The sequence below is a fragment of the Pseudomonas sp. ANT_J12 genome (assembly GCF_008370045.1).
Classification (GTDB): Bacteria; Pseudomonadota; Gammaproteobacteria; order Pseudomonadales; family Pseudomonadaceae; genus Aquipseudomonas.
On sequence record NZ_VOBN01000011.1, the window covers coordinates 79,325 to 96,112 of the forward strand.

The following is a 16,788-nucleotide window of genomic DNA, read 5'->3' on the forward strand; positions in this document are numbered from 1 at the left end:
CCAAACAATAATGCCGGGATGGATCAATGAGTGCAGATCGGACAAAAGCCAGTGCTATCGAGGACAGCCGATTCCGTCTGTTGATCGATGCTGTGGTGGACTATGCGATCTACATGATCGACCCCGATGGCATCATTACCAGCTGGAACGCCGGGGCCAAACGCTTCAAAGGCTACGAGGAAGCGGAGATTCTGGGCCAGCATTTCTCGCGGTTCTACACCGAACCGGATCGCCTGGCCGGGCTGCCGCAACGCGCGCTGGACACGGCCATCAGGGAAGGGCGCTTCGAAGGCGAAGGCTGGCGGGTGCGCAAGGACGGCACGCACTTCTGGTCCCACGTGGTGATCGACCCGATCATCGACCCCTCGGGCACGTTGCTGGGTTTCGCCAAGATCACCCGGGACCTGACCGACCGCAAGATGGCCGAAGAAACCCTCAAGCAAAGCGAGCAGCAGTTTCGCCTGCTGGTGCAGAGCGTCACGGACTACGCCATCTACATGCTCGACGCGAGCGGCTACCTGACCAACTGGAACCTTGGCGCCCAGCGCATCAAGGGCTACCTGCCCGAAGAAGTGATCGGCAAGCATTTTTCGATTTTCTACACCCCGGAAGACCGCGAAGCCGGCGAACCGCAACGGGCGCTGGAGACGGCTGCGCGGGAAGGTCGATTTGAAAAGAAGGCCTGGCGCGTGCGCAAGGACGGTACGCAGTTTTTCGCGCACGTGGTGGTGGACCCGATCTGGGGTGAGACGGGGACGCTGCTCGGTTTTGCCAAGATCACCCGGGACATTACCGAAGTAACCCAGGCACAGCATGCCCTGGAGCAAACCCGTGAAGCGTTGTTCCAGGCGCAAAAAATGCAGGCCATCGGCCAACTCAGTGGGGGGATCGCCCACGACTTCAACAACCTGTTGACGGTGATCCTGGGTAACCTGGAAATCGTGCGCAAACGGGTGGGGGATGAGCCGAAGATCGTTCGTTTGCTGGATAACGCGACCCAGGGCGCATTGCGTGGTGTGTCCCTGACCCAACGCATGCTGGCCTTCGCCCGGCGACAGGAACTCAAGACCGAACCGGTGGAAATACCCGCGCTGATCCACGGCATCACCGGGCTGTTACGCAGTTCCCTGGGACCGTCAGTGGCGCTGGAAACCCGCTTTGCTGGGGATCTCGAACCCGCGCTGGCTGACATTAACCAACTCGAACTGGCGGTGTTGAACCTGGCGACGAACGCCCGGGACGCTATGCCCGATGGCGGGAAAATGGTCATCAGCGCCCGGTCCGAGGTGGTCAGCGACCCGGCCCGGTCATCCTTGCCGGCCGGCCGCTATGTGTGTCTGTCGGTCACGGACACCGGGGAGGGTATGGACCTGGCCACCCTGGCGTCGGCGACCGATCCGTTCTTCACCACCAAAGGCGTCGGTAAAGGCACGGGCCTGGGTTTGTCGATGGTCCATGGTTTTATCGCGCAACTGGGCGGGCGCTTTATTCTCAAGAGCGAGAAAAACGTCGGCACCACGGCCGAACTCTGGCTACCGGTTGCCACGCCGGGTTCGATGGCCAAACCGGCCACTGAAGTGTCAGCGATGTCGCCGGTTCCGGGGCTGTCCGTGCTGGTGGTGGATGACGACACCCTGGTGTTGACCAGCACCAGCCTGCTGCTCGAGGACCTCGGCCACCGAGTGATCAGTGCGGCATCCGGGGTGCAGGCGCTGGAAGCATTCAACACCGGCCAGGCCATCGATCTGGTCATCACCGACATGGCCATGCCCCAGATGAATGGCGCACAACTGGCGCAGGCGATCCGGGGCCTGAAGCCCGACCTGCCGATCATCCTCGCCACCGGTTATGCCGAGCGGCTTGAGGGTTTCGTGACCGAACTGCCGCGCTTGTCCAAACCCTTTACCCAGGTGCACTTGGTGGAAATCATTGCCCAGGCCATGAAATAAAAAGCGGGTATGTGTTTTTTCTTTGACTTGGGACGCCTGGCAATCCGGCTGAACTTTGCCAATTTGCGGCTCTTCTAAACGTTTTCCACTCTGTGCGAGAACGTTGTGCCAAGAATCCTGACTGAAACCGTGGCCGAAGAAGCCCTGACCGAACACAACGCCAAGATGTTCGGTTCGCCCAAGGAACGCCTGGATTTTTATCGCCGGGAAATCCAGTACGAAACCAGCATCCTGGCCAACCGCACCGATGCCTACCTGGCGGCGCAATCGTTTCTGGTAATTGCCTTCGCGTCTTGCATGGCCAATCTCAACCCCGAATGGGGCAAGTTGTTCACGCTGGTGGTGCCGCCATTTTTGGCGCTGCTGGGCGTGCTCAGTTCGTTGAACGCCTGGCCGGGGATTCGCGCGGCGTATGACATCATCGATCACTGGCACTTCAAGCAAAGCCAATTGCTGAGTAGTGAACCGCTGATGGGGCTGGCTTACGACGAGTCGCCGCTGTTTGCTGAAACAGAGTCGAGCCACAAGGGGTATCGCAAGTCGCTGTTGTTCTCGGTGCGCACGCCGTGGATTTTTGCGACGTTCTGGATGTTGTTGGGCACTTATGCGGTTTACATCCAGGTCACGAATCCTGGGGGTTAAAAGGGTGCAGGGGGGCAAGGGGTGAATAAGCTGTTGTGGCGAGGGGGCTTGCCCCCGTTGGGCAGCGAAGCGGCCCCCGCTCTTGGGGGACTGCTGCGCAGTCCGACGGGGGCAAGCCCCCTCGCCACAGCAAGCCCTCTCGCCACAGCAAGCCTCTCACCACAGGCAAGCCTTTTAGCCACAGGTTCAGTGCCAGCCTTGCGATTACGCCGCAATGTTGGCCGCCGTCATTTCCTTCTTGTATTGCACCTTGAGCATTTCCATCTGCTGCCCGAGTTCATCAAGCGTCGCCTTGCCCAACAACTTCTTGGCCTGAGGGAACATCTCGGTCTCTTCTTCCTCGATGTGGTGCTCCAGCAGTTCCTTGACCACCTTCACCCGGCCAGCGAACTCGGGTGTCGAAGGGTCGGTGACCTTCAAGTCCGGCAGCACCAGCGAATCCACGGTTCGGTGTTCTTCCTTGGCCTCGTAGTACATGACGTCCTGCTCCTTGCCACCGGCCTTTTTATACGCGGGGTACAGCACTTCCTCTTCCAGGCGCGTGTGAATGGTGATTTCCATCTCCAGCTTGCCGATCAACTCCACGCGTTTTTTGATCGCGCGGTCGGTGGAATCGCTCAACTGGCTCAAGATGCCTTTTACGCGTTCGTGGTCGGCTTTTAACAGGTCAATGGCGTTCATGGTCGAACCTCTTTTTTAGTCACGGGACAGCGCAGACGATCGCGTTGCCGTCAGTCGCTTACAGTGCAAGAGCATTTCCTGTGCCTGATTTCGTCTGCGGACAAAACGTTAATAAAACAATAGGTTGGCGCGGCTAATAGCCATTTGTACCGTGCAAGGTGCATGAATTGACGAGGGTATTCAGTGCAGATCGCGGCATCGGATTGGGGAGCACGAAACGAAAAAATCGCAGCCTTCGGCAGCTCCTGCGGGCGTACACAAAACCCTGTAGGAGCTGGCGAAGGCTGCGATCTTTTGATCTTTCCAATTCCGCTCAAACCCGAGAATCAAACCCCGCCGATTTCGCACGCAACATCGCCAACGTCTCCGTCGACGGAAACTCTTCTTCAATCAGCCGCAGATGATCAATCGCGTCCTGGAACTTCACATCAGCCTTTTGGCGCAGCGCCTGGTATTGGGTGAACAACTCGGCATCCAGTTCGGCTTTTTCCAGCAGTTCAAACGCCTCCCGGCTCAGCAGATGCGCCTCTTCGAACAACAGACGATTGCATTCCAGTGCGAAGTTGCGGCGAGCCTCAGGATCTACCGGAGCCGAGAAGTACTTCATAGCGTTCACCTTGATAAGAGGGGTAGCCACACGGGCTGATAATCGTGTGACCGCCTGCCTTTCAAGGAAATTTCAAAATTTTTACGCACAAAAATGGATGGAAACATAGCTTGCTATCGTAAAAAACAATCAGAATTTTTGATTATTCAGTCACTCGTAGCGAGCCAGCATCAGCTGGGTGCTGATGCCATGGACCAGGATGCTCAGCGCCACGATCGACAACGTCAGGTCGGTGCACAGTAATCATTGGGGGAGAAGGTGCTGTCGGCATTGCGGATGCGCATCGACAAAGTCACGCGCCCGATGCCGTGGCCCATCCAGTTCGCCGCGTCCTTGATGTCCAGCTTGAGAAGGTCCATGCCCGCCGGGCCGATGGCCTCGTCCGACGCCAGCAACACATAGATTGGCGCCACTTCCACCCTTGCAGGAGCGAGGCTTGCCCGCGAAGACGGTGTGTCAGTCAACATCCCTATCGACTGGACGGACGCCTTCGCGGGCAAGCCTCGCTCCTACAGGGAATGGGGTCAGGCTTTGAGGCTGCGCTCCATCCGCGCAATCCCTTCTTCCAGCAATACCCGCGGGCAGCCGAAGTTCAGGCGTACAAACTGTTGGCTGTGATCCCCAAAATCCAGGCCCGCACTCAACCCGACCTTGGCCTGTTCCAGGAAGAACCGCTGCGGATCCTCCAGCCCCAGCGCCGAGCAGTCGAGCCACGCCAGGTAAGTGCCTTGGGGCACGTTGATGGTCACCCCCGGCAACCGCGTGCGCACGGCGTCCACCAGATAATCACGGTTAGCGTGCAGGTACGTTATCAGCCCGGCCAGCCAAGGTCCGCCTTCGGTATAGGCCACGCGGGTGGCTTCCAGGCCCAGCGGGTTGACGCTGTCGACCAGGCCGCAACGGGCGTGATTGACCCGCGACAGCAGCGCCGGATCCTGGATGATCATGAAGGAGGTCTTCAAACCCGCGATGTTGTAGGCCTTGCTCGCCGACATCAGGGTGATGGTGCGTTTGGCGATTTCAGCGCTCAACGACGCGGTAGGAATATGTACGCGACCGTCGTAACACAGCTCGGCGTGGATCTCGTCGGAGATGATCCAGGCGTCCTGCGCCAGGCAGATATCGGCCACGGCTTGCAGTTCTTCCCGGGGGAACACCTTGCCCAGCGGGTTATGCGGGTTGCTCAGCAGCAACGCGCCACCTCCGTTCAGGGATTCGCGCAAGGCATCGAGCGGTGTGGCGTAGGAACCGTCGGCCTGGGCGACGAATTCCAGCTCGACCTTGTTCAGTCCCCAATGTCCCGGTGCGTGACGCAGTGGCGGGTAGTTCGGTGTTTGCACCACGACGTTCTGCTGCGGCTCGACCAGCGCGTTCAGCGCCATGTTGAATCCCGATTCCACCCCCGGCAAAAACACCAGTTCCGAAGGTTTCACCCGCCAGGCGTATTTGTTCCAGAGGTCGGCGACGATGGCGTCGCGCAGGCTGTCCGGGGCCACGCTGTAGCCGAGCAACGGGTGTTCCAGGCGTTTTTGCAGGGCCTGGATAATCACCGGCGGCGCGGCGAAATCCATGTCCGCGACCCACATCGGCAACACGTCGGCCGGGTAACGGCTCCATTTGGTACTGCCGGTTGCGTGGCGGTCGAACACCTGGTCGAAATCGAAAGTCATGCGCGGTCTCATAGAAGGCAGGGTTAATCACGGCGGCCATGATAAGCCGCAACCCACACCGAGCACACCATTCTCCTGTAGGAGCGAGGCTTGCCCGCGAAGGCGGCGTGTCAGTCACCATAAATGCAGGCTGACACGACGCCATCGCGGGCAAGCCTTGCTCCTACAGGGAGTCGGTGGTGGTGTCAGGCGACGTTGGTGTTGTGCCGACGGTCGGTTTTCATAGTTGAACTCATAACCCTGGCCTAAAGTTTGAATTACCGGCAGCCACGCTGCCGCGACCGTGTCTGTCCAGAAAAACCCGGAAAAGCACCGGGTCTTCACCTGATCAGGAGTGCACGATGGACCTCAACCGTCGTCAGTTCTTCAAGGTCGCCGGTATCGGCCTTGCGGGCTCGAGCCTCGGCGCGCTGGGAATGCTCCCGGTGCCGGCCTTCGCCGAGCAAGTGCGTCATTTCAAACTCGCCCACACCCATGAAACCCGCAACACCTGCCCGTACTGCTCGGTGGGTTGCGGCTTGATCATGTACAGCCAGGGCGACCAGGCCAAGAACGTCGCGCAAAGCATCATTCACATCGAAGGCGACGCTGATCACCCGGTCAATCGCGGCACCCTGTGCCCCAAAGGCGCGGGCCTGCTGGACTTCATTCACAGCCCCAGCCGCTTGCAGTACCCGCAAGTACGCAAGCCTGGCAGCAGCGAATGGACACGTATCTCCTGGGATGAAGCCCTGGACCGCGTGGTCGACCTGATGAAGACCGACCGCGACGCCAATTTCATCGAGAAGAACGCCAAGGGCGAAACGGTGAACCGCTGGCTGACCACCGGGTTCCTCGCGGCGTCGGCGGCGTCCAACGAAGCGGGCTACATCACCCACAAGGTGATTCGCAGCCTGGGCATGCTGGGGTTCGATAACCAGGCGCGTGTCTGACACGGTCCGACGGTGGCAAGTCTTGCCCCGACGTACGGCCGTGGTGCCATGACCAATACCTGGACCGATATTGCCAACGCGAACCTGATCCTGGTGATGGGCGGCAACGCAGCAGAAGCGCACCCTTGCGGCTTTAAATGGGTGACCGAAGCCAAGGCCCACAACAAGGCCCGGTTGATCGTGGTCGATCCGCGCTTCACCCGCACCGCGTCCGTGGCCGACTATTACGCGCCGATCCGCACCGGCACCGACATCGCCTTCATGGGCGGGTTGATCAATTACCTGCTGACCGAGGACAAGATCCAGCACGAGTACGTGCGCAATTACACCGACGTGTCGTTCATCGTCAAAGCCGGGTTCGGTTTCGAGGACGGGATTTTCAGCGGCTACGACGCGGAAAAACGCCTGTACACCGACAAATCCGGCTGGGGTTATGAGCTGGGCGAGGACGGTTTTGCCAAGGTCGACCCGACCCTGCAAGACCCGCGCTGCGTCTATCAACTGATGAAAACCCACTACAGCCGCTACACCATCGACCTGGCGAGCCAGATCTGCGGCATGCCCGTGGACGCCATCAAGAAAATCTGGGAAGAAATCGCCACCTGCTCGACACCGGGCAAGACCATGACGATTCTCTACGCGCTCGGCTGGACTCAACATTCCATCGGTTCGCAGATCATTCGCAGCGCAGCGATGGTGCAACTGCTGCTGGGCAACGTCGGCATGCCGGGTGGCGGAGTCAATGCCTTGCGCGGCCACTCCAACATCCAGGGCCTGACCGACCTCGGCTTGCTCTCCAATGCGCTGCCCGGTTACCTGACCCTGGGCGTGGATGCCGAGCAGGACTACAAGGCCTACATCACCAAGCGCACACAAATGCCGTTGCGCCCGGGGCAGTTGTCCTACTGGCAGAACTACAGCAAGTTCCACGTCAGCCTGATGAAGTCCTGGTACGGCAACAACGCCACCGCCGAGAACAATTGGGCCTACGACTACCTGCCCAAACTCGACATCCCCAACTACGACATCCTGAAAATGTTCGATTTGATGGGGCAGGGCAAGGTCAACGGCTACATGTGCCAGGGCTTCAACCCGATTGCCGCGTTGCCGGACAAGAACCGGGTGATGGCGGCGCTGGCCAAGCTCAAATGGCTGGTGGTGATGGACCCACTGTCCACGGAGACCTCGGAATTCTGGAAAAACGTCGGGCCGTACAACGACGTGACCAGCGCCGATATTCATACCGAAGTCATTCGCCTGCCGACCACCTGTTTTGCCGAGGAGGACGGTTCGCTGGTCAACAGCAGTCGTTGGCTGCAATGGCACTGGAAAGGCGCAGACGGGCCGGGGGAAGCGCACACCGACATCAAGATCATGGGCGAACTGTTCCTGCGCCTGCGCAAGCGTTATCAGGCCGAGGGCGGTGCGTATCCCGATCCGCTGCTGAAACTGTCGTGGCCATACAAAATCCCTGACGAACCGTCGCCGGAAGAACTGGCCAAGGAAATCAACGGCAACGCCACGCTCGATTTCACCGATGCCACCGGCGCGGCGATCAAGGGCAACGCGCAACTGGCCGGTTTCGGCCAGCTCAAGGACGACGGCAGCACCGCGTCCGGCTGCTGGATTTTCTGCGGTAGCTGGACCGAAACCGGCAATCAGATGGCCCGTCGCGATAACAGCGATCCTTACGGCATGAAGCAACATTTGGGCTGGGCCTGGGCCTGGCCATCCAACCGGCGGATTCTCTACAACCGCGCCTCGGCCGACCCGCAGGGCAAGCCGTGGGACGAGAAAAAACGCCTGGTGTGGTGGAACGGCAAGGCCTGGGGCGGCACCGATGTGCCGGACTTCAAGGCCGATTCGCCACCGGAAGCGGGGATGAACCCATTCATCATGAACCCCGAAGGCGTGGCGCGGTTCTTCGCCGTGGACAAGATGAACGAAGGGCCATTCCCCGAGCACTACGAGCCGTTTGAAACCCCGATCGGCATCAACCCGCTGCACCCCAACAACAAGAAAGCCACCAGCAACCCGGCGGCGCGGATCTTCGATTCGGTGTGGGACACCCTCGGCGTGGCCAAGGATTACCCGTACGCCGCGACGAGTTATCGGCTGACCGAGCATTTCCACTTCTGGAGCAAGCACTGCAAGCTCAACGCCATCGCGCAGCCGGAGCAATTCGTCGAGATCGGCGAAGTGCTGGCCAAGGAGAAAGGCATCGTGGCCGGCGACAAGGTGCGGGTCAGCAGCAAGCGCGGCTTTATCGAAGCGGTGGCGGTGGTGACCAAGCGTATCCGGCCGTTGCAGGTCAACGGCCAGGTGGTGCACCACATCGGTATCCCGCTGCACTGGGGGTTTACCGGGTTGACGCGTCACGGTTATCTCACCAACACCCTGGTGCCGTTCCTCGGCGATGGTAATTCCCAGACCCCGGAATCCAAGTCATTCCTGGTCAACGTGGAGAAAGTCTAAATGGCCAGCCAAGACATCATTGCCCGCTCGGCCACCACCACCGTGCCGCCGTCGGCGCGTAATCAGGAAGAAGTGGCGAAGCTGATCGACACCACCAAGTGCATCGGTTGCAAGGCCTGCCAAGTGGCCTGTTCGGAATGGAACGAGTTGCGCGACGACATCGGCCATAACCTCGGCACCTACGACAATCCCCAGGACCTGACCGCTGAAACCTGGACCCTGATGCGTTTCACCGAGCACGAAACCGACGCCGGCAACCTCGAATGGCTGATCCGCAAGGACGGCTGCATGCACTGCGCCGAACCCGGTTGCCTGGCGGCGTGCCCGAGTCCTGGGGCGATCATCAAGCACGCCAATGGCATCGTCGATTTCGACCAGGACCATTGCATCGGCTGCGGCTATTGCATCACCGGTTGCCCGTTCAACATTCCGCGCATCTCGCAAAAGGACCACAAGGCCTACAAGTGCACGCTGTGCTCGGACCGGGTCGCCGTGGGCCTGGAACCGGCCTGCGTGAAAACCTGCCCGACCGGCGCCATCGTCTTCGGCACCAAGGAAGACATGAAGGAACACGCCGCCGAACGGATCGTTGATCTCAAGAGTCGCGGCTTTGAAAATGCCGGTTTGTACGACCCGGCCGGGGTTGGCGGCACCCACGTGATGTACGTGCTGCACCACGCCGATACGCCGCAGATCTACGCCGGGCTGGCGAAAGATCCTGAAATCAGTCCATTGGTGGGCCTGTGGAAAGGCGTGAGCAAACCCTTGGGCCTGCTCGCCATGGGCTTGGCGGTGCTGGCGGGGTTCTTCCATTACGTGCGCGTCGGGCCGCAGATTGTGGAAGAGGATGAGCTGCCACCGATCAAAGACCCGGCGGTGCACGAAGTCGATCCATCGGTGCACACCTTCGATCCGCGCGGGGAGGACAGACCATGATCCGCAAGCAGATCCTGCGCTACACCGCCAACCAGCGGACCAATCACTGGCTGGTGGCGATTCTGTTTTTCATGGCCGCGCTGTCGGGGCTGGCGCTGTTTCACCCGGCGCTGTTCTGGCTGAGCAACCTGTTTGGCGGCGGGCCGTGGACGCGGATTCTGCATCCGTTCATGGGGGTGGTGATGTTTGTGCTGTTCCTCGGCCTGGTGTTCCGCTTCTGGCGCGCCAACTACTTCATCCGCAACGATGGGCTGTGGCTCAAGCGCATCGACCGGGTGATCCAGAATGAAGAGGAGGGCGTGCCGCCGATTGGCAAATACAACCCCGGCCAGAAGTTGCTGTTCTGGACGTTGTTGTTGTGCATGTTAGGGTTGTTGTTCACGGGGTTGGTGATCTGGCGCGCGTACTTCAGCGTGTATTTCGGCATCACCACGATTCGCTGGGCCATGCTGCTGCATGCGCTGGCGGGGTTTGTGCTGGTGTTGAGCATCATCGTGCACATCTACGCCGGGATCTGGATCAAGGGCTCGATCAGCGCCATGGTCCACGGTTGGGTCAGCCGCGCTTGGGCGAAGAAGCACCATGAGCTCTGGTATCGCGAAGTGACCCGCGACGAAGACCCCGATCGACCGATCAGAAAAGGATAAGCACGTGGCGACGATTCTTGAGCCAGGCGAAATCGAAGCGGCGGCGAGTTCCCCGCCGTTTCTGCATTTGCCACCGCGTAACCTGTTCACCCTGCGAGCGCGGGGGCTGGAGCGTTTGGCCGAGGGCCATCCGCTGGCCGATTACCTGCGGCTGGTCGCCGGGTTGTGTCATCTGCAACAGGACATGCTCGATGACCTGCCGGTTGATGAGCTGCCCGACGCCGAACGGTTGAGCGTCTGCCAGCTGCACGGTTTGCCGCCGTTCGCCGCTGACAGTCTGGTGCGCGAGGCGGATTGGCTGCCGTTTCTGTACGCGCTGTTGCTGCGCTATAAGCCACCGCCACAGCCTGCGGTCAAAAGTGCGATCAACACGCTGCTAGGGGCCAACCCCGGTGAGCTCAAGGCTTGGGCCGTTGCGTTGGTCAGCGGTCAATATTCGTTATTGCCCGCCGAAGTGGTGCCGTTTCTCGGCGCGGCCCTGCAAGTGGCGTGGAGCCACTGGTTGCTGGACACGCCGAACCTGGACCTCAAACCCGGCGACAGCCTCAGCCAATGCCCGGCCTGTGGTTCGCCGGCCATGGCGGGGGTGATTCGTCATCGCGGCAAGTTCAACGGTTTGCGTTATCTGGTGTGCTCGCTGTGTGCCTGTGAATGGCATGTGGTGCGGGTCAAGTGCGTGTATTGCGAGCAGAGCAAAGGCCTGGAATACGTCAGCCTCGACGATGATCGCCACGCGGCGGATCAGGCGCCGTTGCGTGCCGAAGTCTGCCCGGGGTGCAACAGCTACCTGAAATTGCTGTATCTGGAAAACGATGCTGAGGCTGAAGCCTTGTCCACCGACCTGACCAGCCTGTTGCTGGACATGCGGCTGGAGCAAGAAGGTTATCAGCGCCTGGCGCCGAATCTGTTGCTAGCCCCCGGAAGCGAATAAGCCCAGCGTCTACACTCAGGCGCGACGGTCCATTGCTTTCGGGTGCTGCTGATGTCCAACCTGCGTCTGCCTTCCATCGACAGCCTATTGCGCCATCCGGCGTGCCAGCCGCTGGCCGAGCGCTATGGGCGCGAGGCGTTGCTCGCCAGTCTGCGACAGCTGCTGGATGACCTGCGCGAGCCGGTGTTGTCGGGGCAACTGGCGGCGGTCGAGATTGCGCCAGAAGTGTTGGCGGGCCGGGCCGGAGAACGGCTGGTTGCCCAGCATCGCAGCCATGTACGGCGGGTGTTCAACCTCACCGGGACCGTGCTGCATACCAACCTCGGACGGGCGTTGTTGCCGCAGGAAGCCATTGAAGCGGTGCAGATGGCGGCGCGTTATCCGATCAATCTTGAGTTTGATTTGCACAGCGGCAAGCGCGGTGACCGTGACGATTTGATCGAAGGCCTCATTCGCGAGTTGACCGGCGCCGAAGCAGTCACGGTGGTCAACAATAATGCGGCTGCGGTGCTGCTGACCCTCAACAGCCTCGGCGCACGCAAGGAAGGCATCATTTCCCGGGGCGAGTTGATCGAGATCGGCGGCGCGTTTCGCATTCCCGACATCATGGCCCGCGCCGGGGTGAAACTGGTTGAAGTCGGCACCACCAATCGCACCCACGCCAAAGACTATGAAGCCGCCATCGGCCTGCGCAGCGGGTTGATCATGCGCGTGCATGCGAGCAACTACGCGATCTCCGGTTTCACGACCAGCGTGCCGACGGCCGAACTGGCCGAGTTGGCGCACAAGCATGCGTTGCCGTTGCTGGAGGATTTGGGCAGCGGCAGTTTGCTGGACTTGACGCGCTGGGGTTTGCCGGCGGAACCGACGGTGCGGCAGGCGTTGCTCGACGGGGCGGATATCGTGACGTTTAGCGGCGATAAGTTGTTGGGTGGTCCCCAGGCCGGGCTGATTGTCGGGCGCAAGGATTTGATCGCGAAGATCAAGAAGAACCCGCTGAAACGGGCGTTGCGGGTCGACAAGCTGACGTTGGCGGCGCTTGAGGCGGTGTTGGGTTTGTACCGCGATCCGGATCGATTGGCCGAGCGCTTGCCGAGTTTGCGTCTGCTGACCCGGACTCAGGCTGACATCCTCGCCCAGGCCGAACGTCTGCAACCTTCATTGGCCCAACGGCTGGGTGATGGCTGGAACGTCAGCGCGGTGCCGGCGCTGGGCATGATCGGCAGCGGCAGCCAACCGGTGGCGCGGTTGCCGAGCGGGGCGTTGTGCCTGCGGCCGCTGGTGTCCAAACGTCTGCGTGGGCGGTTGTTGCTTACGCTGGAAACGGCATTTCGCACCTTGCCGATTCCGGTGCTCGGGCGCATTGACGATGACGCCTTGTGGCTGGACCTGCGGCAACTGGACGATGAAGCGGCATGGCTGGCGCAACTCGATCAGTTGAACGGCGGGCAGGCGTGATCGTCGGTACGGCAGGGCACATCGACCACGGCAAGACGTTGTTGCTTGAGGCGTTGACCGGTCAGCACGGGGATCGTCGTCGTGAGGAGCGGGAGCGGGGGATGACCATTGACCTCGGTTATCTCTACGCCGCCTTGGAGCCGGGTGCGGCGTTGACCGGGTTTATCGATGTGCCGGGGCATGAGCGTTTCACCCACAACATGCTAGCGGGCGCGCAAGGGATTGATCTGGTGCTGTTGGTGGTGGCGGCGGATGACGGGGTGATGCCCCAGACCCGTGAGCATCTGGCGATTGTCGAGTTGCTGGGGATCCCTCGGGCGTTGGTGGCGATGACCAAGTGTGATCGGGTTGAGTCGGATCGGGTTGAGGACGTCCGGACGCAGATATCAAGGTTATTGGCGCCTGGACCCTTTGCCGGTGCGCCGTTGATTGCGGTGTCGAGTGTGACGGGCGAGGGCGTTGAGACCCTGCGTGAAGCCTTGCTCGACGTGCAGAAAAACGTCCTTCAACGCAACATCCTTGGCGGCTTTCGCCTGGCGATTGATCGTGCCTTCAGCGTGGCCGGCGCGGGCATTGTGGTCACCGGCACGGCATTGTCCGGTGCCGTGAACGTGGGCGATACGTTGCTGCTCGGGCCGCAGGGGAAACCGGTGCGAGTGCGGGGCCTGCATGCGCAGAATCAAGCGGCCGACACTGCTTTCGCCGGGCAACGAGTCGCGCTGAATTTAAGCGCCGATCGCTTGAATCTGGAGCACATCCACCGTGGCCAATGGTTGCTGGCCGAGTGGCTGCATGCTCCGACCCAGCGCCTGGACATCGAGATGCAACTGCTGCCCAGCGAAGCCACCGCATTCCAGCATTTCCACCCGGTGCACGTTCACCTCGGCACCCAGGACGTGACCGGGCGTGTGGCGTTGCTCGAAGGCCCAAGCCTGGCCCCCGGCGAGCGGATGTTCGCGCAACTGCTGCTGAACGTGCCGGTACACGCGGTGAAGGGCGATCCCTTGATCCTGCGCGACCAGAGCGCCCAACGCACGCTCGGCGGCGGCCGCGTGCTCGATCCATTTGCCCCGAGCCGCCAGCGCCGCAGCCCTGAACGACTGGCTCAACTGCAAGCCCTCGCCAGCACCGACAGCCTTGAAGCTGTCATACCTGCGCTGTTGGCCCACAGCGACACAGGACTCGATCCGCAACGCCTGGAGCGCCAGTTCAACCGTCCTCGCGATAGCTGGGTCCTGCCCGGCGATGTCCGCCTGATCAACACCCGCCAAGGCCCGTTGTTGTTCAGCGCCGAACGCTGGGAATCTTTCAAGCCGCCACTGCTGGAACACCTTGCACGCTTCCACCAACTGGAGCCCGACCAAATGGGCCCGGACCGCGATCGCCTGCGTCGGTTCTCTGGCTCCGCGCTGGACCGCACGACGTTCATCAGTCTGCTCGACGAATTGCTCGCCAGCGGCGCTATCGTCAGCAGCGGACCGTGGCTGCATCTGCCCGATCATCAAGTGCGCCTAAGTGCCGAAGACGAAGCTTTGTGGCAGCAATTACAGCCGACATTTGAAGCAGCCGGTTTCAATCCACCGTGGGTGCGTGACCTGGGGCATGACGAAGTGGCAGTGCGCTTGCTGCTGCGCAAAATGGCACGGCTGGGGTTGCTGCACCAAGTGGTGCGCGACCTGTTCTACACCGACACGGTGTTGCGGCAATTGGCGGCTATGCTGATGCAACTGGCCGGGGAAAACCCGGTGATCGAGGTTGTGGCGTTTCGCGATGCGGTAGGGCTGGGGCGCAAGCGCAGCGTGCAGATTCTTGAATACTTCGATCGGATCGGCCTGACCCGACGCCTCAGCGACCGTCGTCAGATCCGCCTCGACAGTGCACTGGCCCAGGCCAACGAATAAGGAAGGCAATCGCGCCCGGTGGTGCGGCCGGGCTTCAAACCCGGTGGGGGACGGCATCCGTTCCCGGGCAGGTTCGACTCCGGCTGCCTTCCGCCAATTTCAGCGTGGCCCCAGTTCCTTGATCAGGAAATCAATGAACGTGCGGGTCTTCTGCGGCACCCGCCGTGCTGACGGGTAGACCGCGTTGATGGTGATCGGCGGCGCCTGCCATTCGCACAGCACCGGCACCAAACGACCGGCCGCCAACGCGTCTTCGACGATGAAGTCCGGGAGCAGGGCGATGCCCATGCCGGCTTCGGCGGCCTGGGCCAGCAGGTCACCGTTGTTGGCGTGCAGCGGGCCGGTGACGTTGACCCGTTGCGTGTCCTTGCCATTGCTCAGTTGCAAGCTGACGCCGCTTTGCAGATAGCCGTAGCTCAGGCATTGGTGGGCGGTCAGGTCCTTCGGCACCTGGGGTGTGCCGGCGCGTTTCAGATAGGCCGGTGAAGCAACCATGATTCGTGGCGCGGGGGCGATGAGGCGGGCGATCATCGATGAGTCCGGCATGCTCGCAATCCGCAAGGTCACATCAAAACCTCCGCGCACCGGGTCCACTTGCTGGTCACTCAGCACCAGCTGCAACTCGATGTTCGGGTGCTGCTCGTGGAACAGCGGAATCAGCGGCCCCAAGCGGCGCAGACCGAAGGACATCGGCGCGTTGATCCGCAGCACGCCGCGTAACTCTCCAATACCATCCCGCGCCCGTTGCTCGGCTTCGTCCAGCGAAGCAATCAGTTCCCGTGCCGCGTCGTAATACTCGGCGCCAGCCTCGGTCAGGTGCAGGCTGCGGGTGGTGCGTTGCAGTAATTGCACGCCGATGGCTTCTTCCAGCGCCTGAATCTGTTTGCTGACTTTGGAGCGCGGCACGTCCATTGCCCGGGCTGCGGCGGCGAAGCCGTTTTCACCGACGGTGACGATAAACGCGCGCATGCATTCGATACGATCCAATACTGTCCCCAATTTGGAATCAATGATTCCCGATTCTAGGGAATTGTTCCTTTTATCGCTAGCGCCTAAATTAGCCACAAGCCGGCAGCAAACAGCCTTCCAACGAAGCACGCAGCGGCTAACTCATTAAACACAACTCATCGACATCAAAAGGAACTCGCCATGTCCATCCGTGAATTGCTCAACCCAACCAACTCCGCCCTGATCCTGATCGACCACCAGCCGCAGATGTCCTTTGGCGTGCAATCGATCGATCGCCAGACCCTGAAGAACAACACCGTGGCCCTGGCTAAAACGGCGAAGATCTTCAACGTACCGACCATCCTGACTTCGGTCGAGACCGAAAGCTTCAGCGGCTTTATCTGGCCGGAATTGCTCGGCGTGTTCCCGGATCAACAGCCCATCGAACGCACCTCGATGAACTCCTGGGAAGACAAGGCGCTGGTCGCCGCAGTGAAGGCCACCGGGCGCAAAAAACTGATCATGGCCGCGCTGTGGACCGAGGTCTGCCTGAACTTCCCAGCGCTGGAAGCCCTGGCCGAAGGCTACGAGGTGTACATCGTCACCGACGCGTCCGGCGGCACCACCAAGGAAGCGCACGACATGTCGGTGCAGCGGATGATTCAGGCCGGCGCGGTGCCGGTGACCTGGCAACAAGTGCTGCTCGAATACCAACGCGACTGGGCGCACAAAGAAACCTACGACGCGGTGATGGAACTGGTGCGCGAACACAGCGGCGCCTACGGCATGGGCGTGGATTACGCCTACACCATGGTGCACAAGGCTCCGCAGCGGAAGGTTTAAATAACGATCGTCCACCGGCCCTGAGCCAGGCTCAGGGCCCTTGTGGCAGCCCAATCCCGCGACCGCCGCGATTCCCTGTAGGAGCGAGGCTTGCCCGCGAAGGCGTCGTATCAGTCGCCATCATCATCGACTGACACACCGTCTTCGCGGCCAAGTCGGATCGCCGCA

General features: G+C 61.0%; 14 protein-coding genes and 1 tRNA gene. 10 read left to right on the forward strand and 5 right to left on the reverse strand.

Annotated features, from left to right (window positions below; genetic code table 11):
• Positions 1 to 26 precede the first annotated feature (26 nt).
• Positions 27 to 1,949, forward strand: coding sequence for a PAS domain-containing sensor histidine kinase (locus FQ192_RS21720; protein WP_149660380.1), 1,923 nt, complete (start codon positions 27 to 29; stop codon positions 1,947 to 1,949).
• 105 nt (positions 1,950 to 2,054) lie between these two features.
• Entirely contained in the window at positions 2,055 to 2,591 is a 537-nt protein-coding gene (locus tag FQ192_RS21725; protein WP_149660381.1) for a hypothetical protein, read from the forward strand.
• A 204-nt stretch (positions 2,592 to 2,795) separates the two neighbouring features.
• On the opposite strand, the gene FQ192_RS21735 is transcribed toward FQ192_RS21725, so the two are convergent.
• The 4 genes from FQ192_RS21735 to FQ192_RS21750 all read right to left on the reverse strand — a co-directional run bounded on the left by FQ192_RS21735 (position 2,796) and on the right by FQ192_RS21750 (position 5,549).
• A complete protein-coding gene (locus FQ192_RS21735) occupies positions 2,796 to 3,272 on the reverse strand; it encodes a hemerythrin domain-containing protein (protein ID WP_149660383.1) in 477 nt (158 codons plus the stop codon).
• Between the two features lie 313 nt (positions 3,273 to 3,585).
• Positions 3,586 to 3,879 carry a hypothetical protein gene (locus tag FQ192_RS21740; RefSeq protein ID WP_149660384.1) on the reverse strand — a complete coding sequence of 98 codons (294 nt, stop codon included), beginning with the start codon at positions 3,877 to 3,879 and terminating at the stop codon, positions 3,586 to 3,588.
• A gap of 224 nt (positions 3,880 to 4,103) precedes the next feature.
• Positions 4,104 to 4,292, reverse strand: a complete 189-nt coding sequence (locus FQ192_RS21745; RefSeq protein WP_149660385.1) for a hypothetical protein — start codon at positions 4,290 to 4,292, stop codon at positions 4,104 to 4,106.
• 111 nt (positions 4,293 to 4,403) lie between these two features.
• Positions 4,404 to 5,549 (reverse strand): MalY/PatB family protein, encoded by a 1,146-nt coding sequence (locus tag FQ192_RS21750; RefSeq protein ID WP_149660386.1) that lies wholly within the window; start codon positions 5,547 to 5,549, stop codon positions 4,404 to 4,406.
• A 341-nt stretch (positions 5,550 to 5,890) separates the two neighbouring features.
• On the opposite strand from FQ192_RS21750, the gene fdnG reads away from it, so the two are divergent.
• The 7 genes from fdnG (at position 5,891) to FQ192_RS21785 (ending at position 14,925) form a co-directional block, all read left to right on the forward strand.
• Positions 5,891 to 8,956 carry a formate dehydrogenase-N subunit alpha gene (gene fdnG / locus FQ192_RS21755; RefSeq protein ID WP_149660387.1) on the forward strand — a complete coding sequence of 1,022 codons (3,066 nt, stop codon included), beginning with the start codon at positions 5,891 to 5,893 and terminating at the stop codon, positions 8,954 to 8,956.
• Positions 8,957 to 9,892 carry a formate dehydrogenase subunit beta gene (gene fdxH, locus FQ192_RS21760; RefSeq protein WP_149660388.1) on the forward strand — a complete coding sequence of 312 codons (936 nt, stop codon included), beginning with the start codon at positions 8,957 to 8,959 and terminating at the stop codon, positions 9,890 to 9,892.
• Entirely contained in the window at positions 9,889 to 10,539 is a 651-nt protein-coding gene (locus tag FQ192_RS21765; protein WP_149660389.1) for a formate dehydrogenase subunit gamma, read from the forward strand. Before fdxH ends, FQ192_RS21765 begins: the two co-directional genes overlap by 4 nt.
• Before the next feature lie 4 nt (positions 10,540 to 10,543).
• Positions 10,544 to 11,470, forward strand: coding sequence for a formate dehydrogenase accessory protein FdhE (gene fdhE, locus FQ192_RS21770; protein WP_149660390.1), 927 nt, complete (start codon positions 10,544 to 10,546; stop codon positions 11,468 to 11,470).
• A 51-nt stretch (positions 11,471 to 11,521) separates the two neighbouring features.
• Positions 11,522 to 12,928, forward strand: coding sequence for an L-seryl-tRNA(Sec) selenium transferase (selA, locus tag FQ192_RS21775; RefSeq protein WP_149660391.1), 1,407 nt, complete (start codon positions 11,522 to 11,524; stop codon positions 12,926 to 12,928).
• Entirely contained in the window at positions 12,925 to 14,829 is a 1,905-nt protein-coding gene (selB, locus tag FQ192_RS21780; protein WP_149660465.1) for a selenocysteine-specific translation elongation factor, read from the forward strand. The genes selA and selB overlap by 4 nt, the downstream gene beginning before the upstream one ends.
• A tRNA-Sec gene (locus FQ192_RS21785) sits at positions 14,830 to 14,925 on the forward strand. It abuts the gene before it with no gap.
• Between the two features lie 3 nt (positions 14,926 to 14,928).
• Here FQ192_RS21785 and FQ192_RS21790 read toward each other — a convergent pair.
• Positions 14,929 to 15,816 carry a LysR family transcriptional regulator gene (locus tag FQ192_RS21790; protein WP_149660392.1) on the reverse strand — a complete coding sequence of 296 codons (888 nt, stop codon included), beginning with the start codon at positions 15,814 to 15,816 and terminating at the stop codon, positions 14,929 to 14,931.
• Between the two features lie 162 nt (positions 15,817 to 15,978).
• Here FQ192_RS21790 and FQ192_RS21795 point away from each other — a divergent pair, with 162 nt between their 5' ends.
• Positions 15,979 to 16,620: a hydrolase gene (locus tag FQ192_RS21795; protein ID WP_149660393.1), complete on the forward strand. Its 642-nt coding sequence runs from the start codon at positions 15,979 to 15,981 to the stop codon at positions 16,618 to 16,620.
• Positions 16,621 to 16,788 lie beyond the last annotated feature (168 nt).

Bases quoted from the DNA above. Each gene is read 5' to 3' on its own strand.
- FQ192_RS21795 (WP_149660393.1), top strand. From the start codon at position 15,979: ATGTCCATCCGTGAATTGCTCAACCCAACCAACTCCGCCCTGATCCTG.
- fdxH (WP_149660388.1), top strand. From the start codon at position 8,957: ATGGCCAGCCAAGACATCATTGCCCGCTCGGCCACCACCACCGTGCCG.
- FQ192_RS21740 (WP_149660384.1), bottom strand. From the start codon at position 3,879: ATGAAGTACTTCTCGGCTCCGGTAGATCCTGAGGCTCGCCGCAACTTC.
- FQ192_RS21765 (WP_149660389.1), top strand. From the start codon at position 9,889: ATGATCCGCAAGCAGATCCTGCGCTACACCGCCAACCAGCGGACCAAT.
- FQ192_RS21750 (WP_149660386.1), bottom strand. From the start codon at position 5,549: ATGACTTTCGATTTCGACCAGGTGTTCGACCGCCACGCAACCGGCAGT.
- FQ192_RS21720 (WP_149660380.1), top strand. From the start codon at position 27: ATGAGTGCAGATCGGACAAAAGCCAGTGCTATCGAGGACAGCCGATTC.
- FQ192_RS21735 (WP_149660383.1), bottom strand. From the start codon at position 3,272: ATGAACGCCATTGACCTGTTAAAAGCCGACCACGAACGCGTAAAAGGC.
- selA (WP_149660391.1), top strand. From the start codon at position 11,522: ATGTCCAACCTGCGTCTGCCTTCCATCGACAGCCTATTGCGCCATCCG.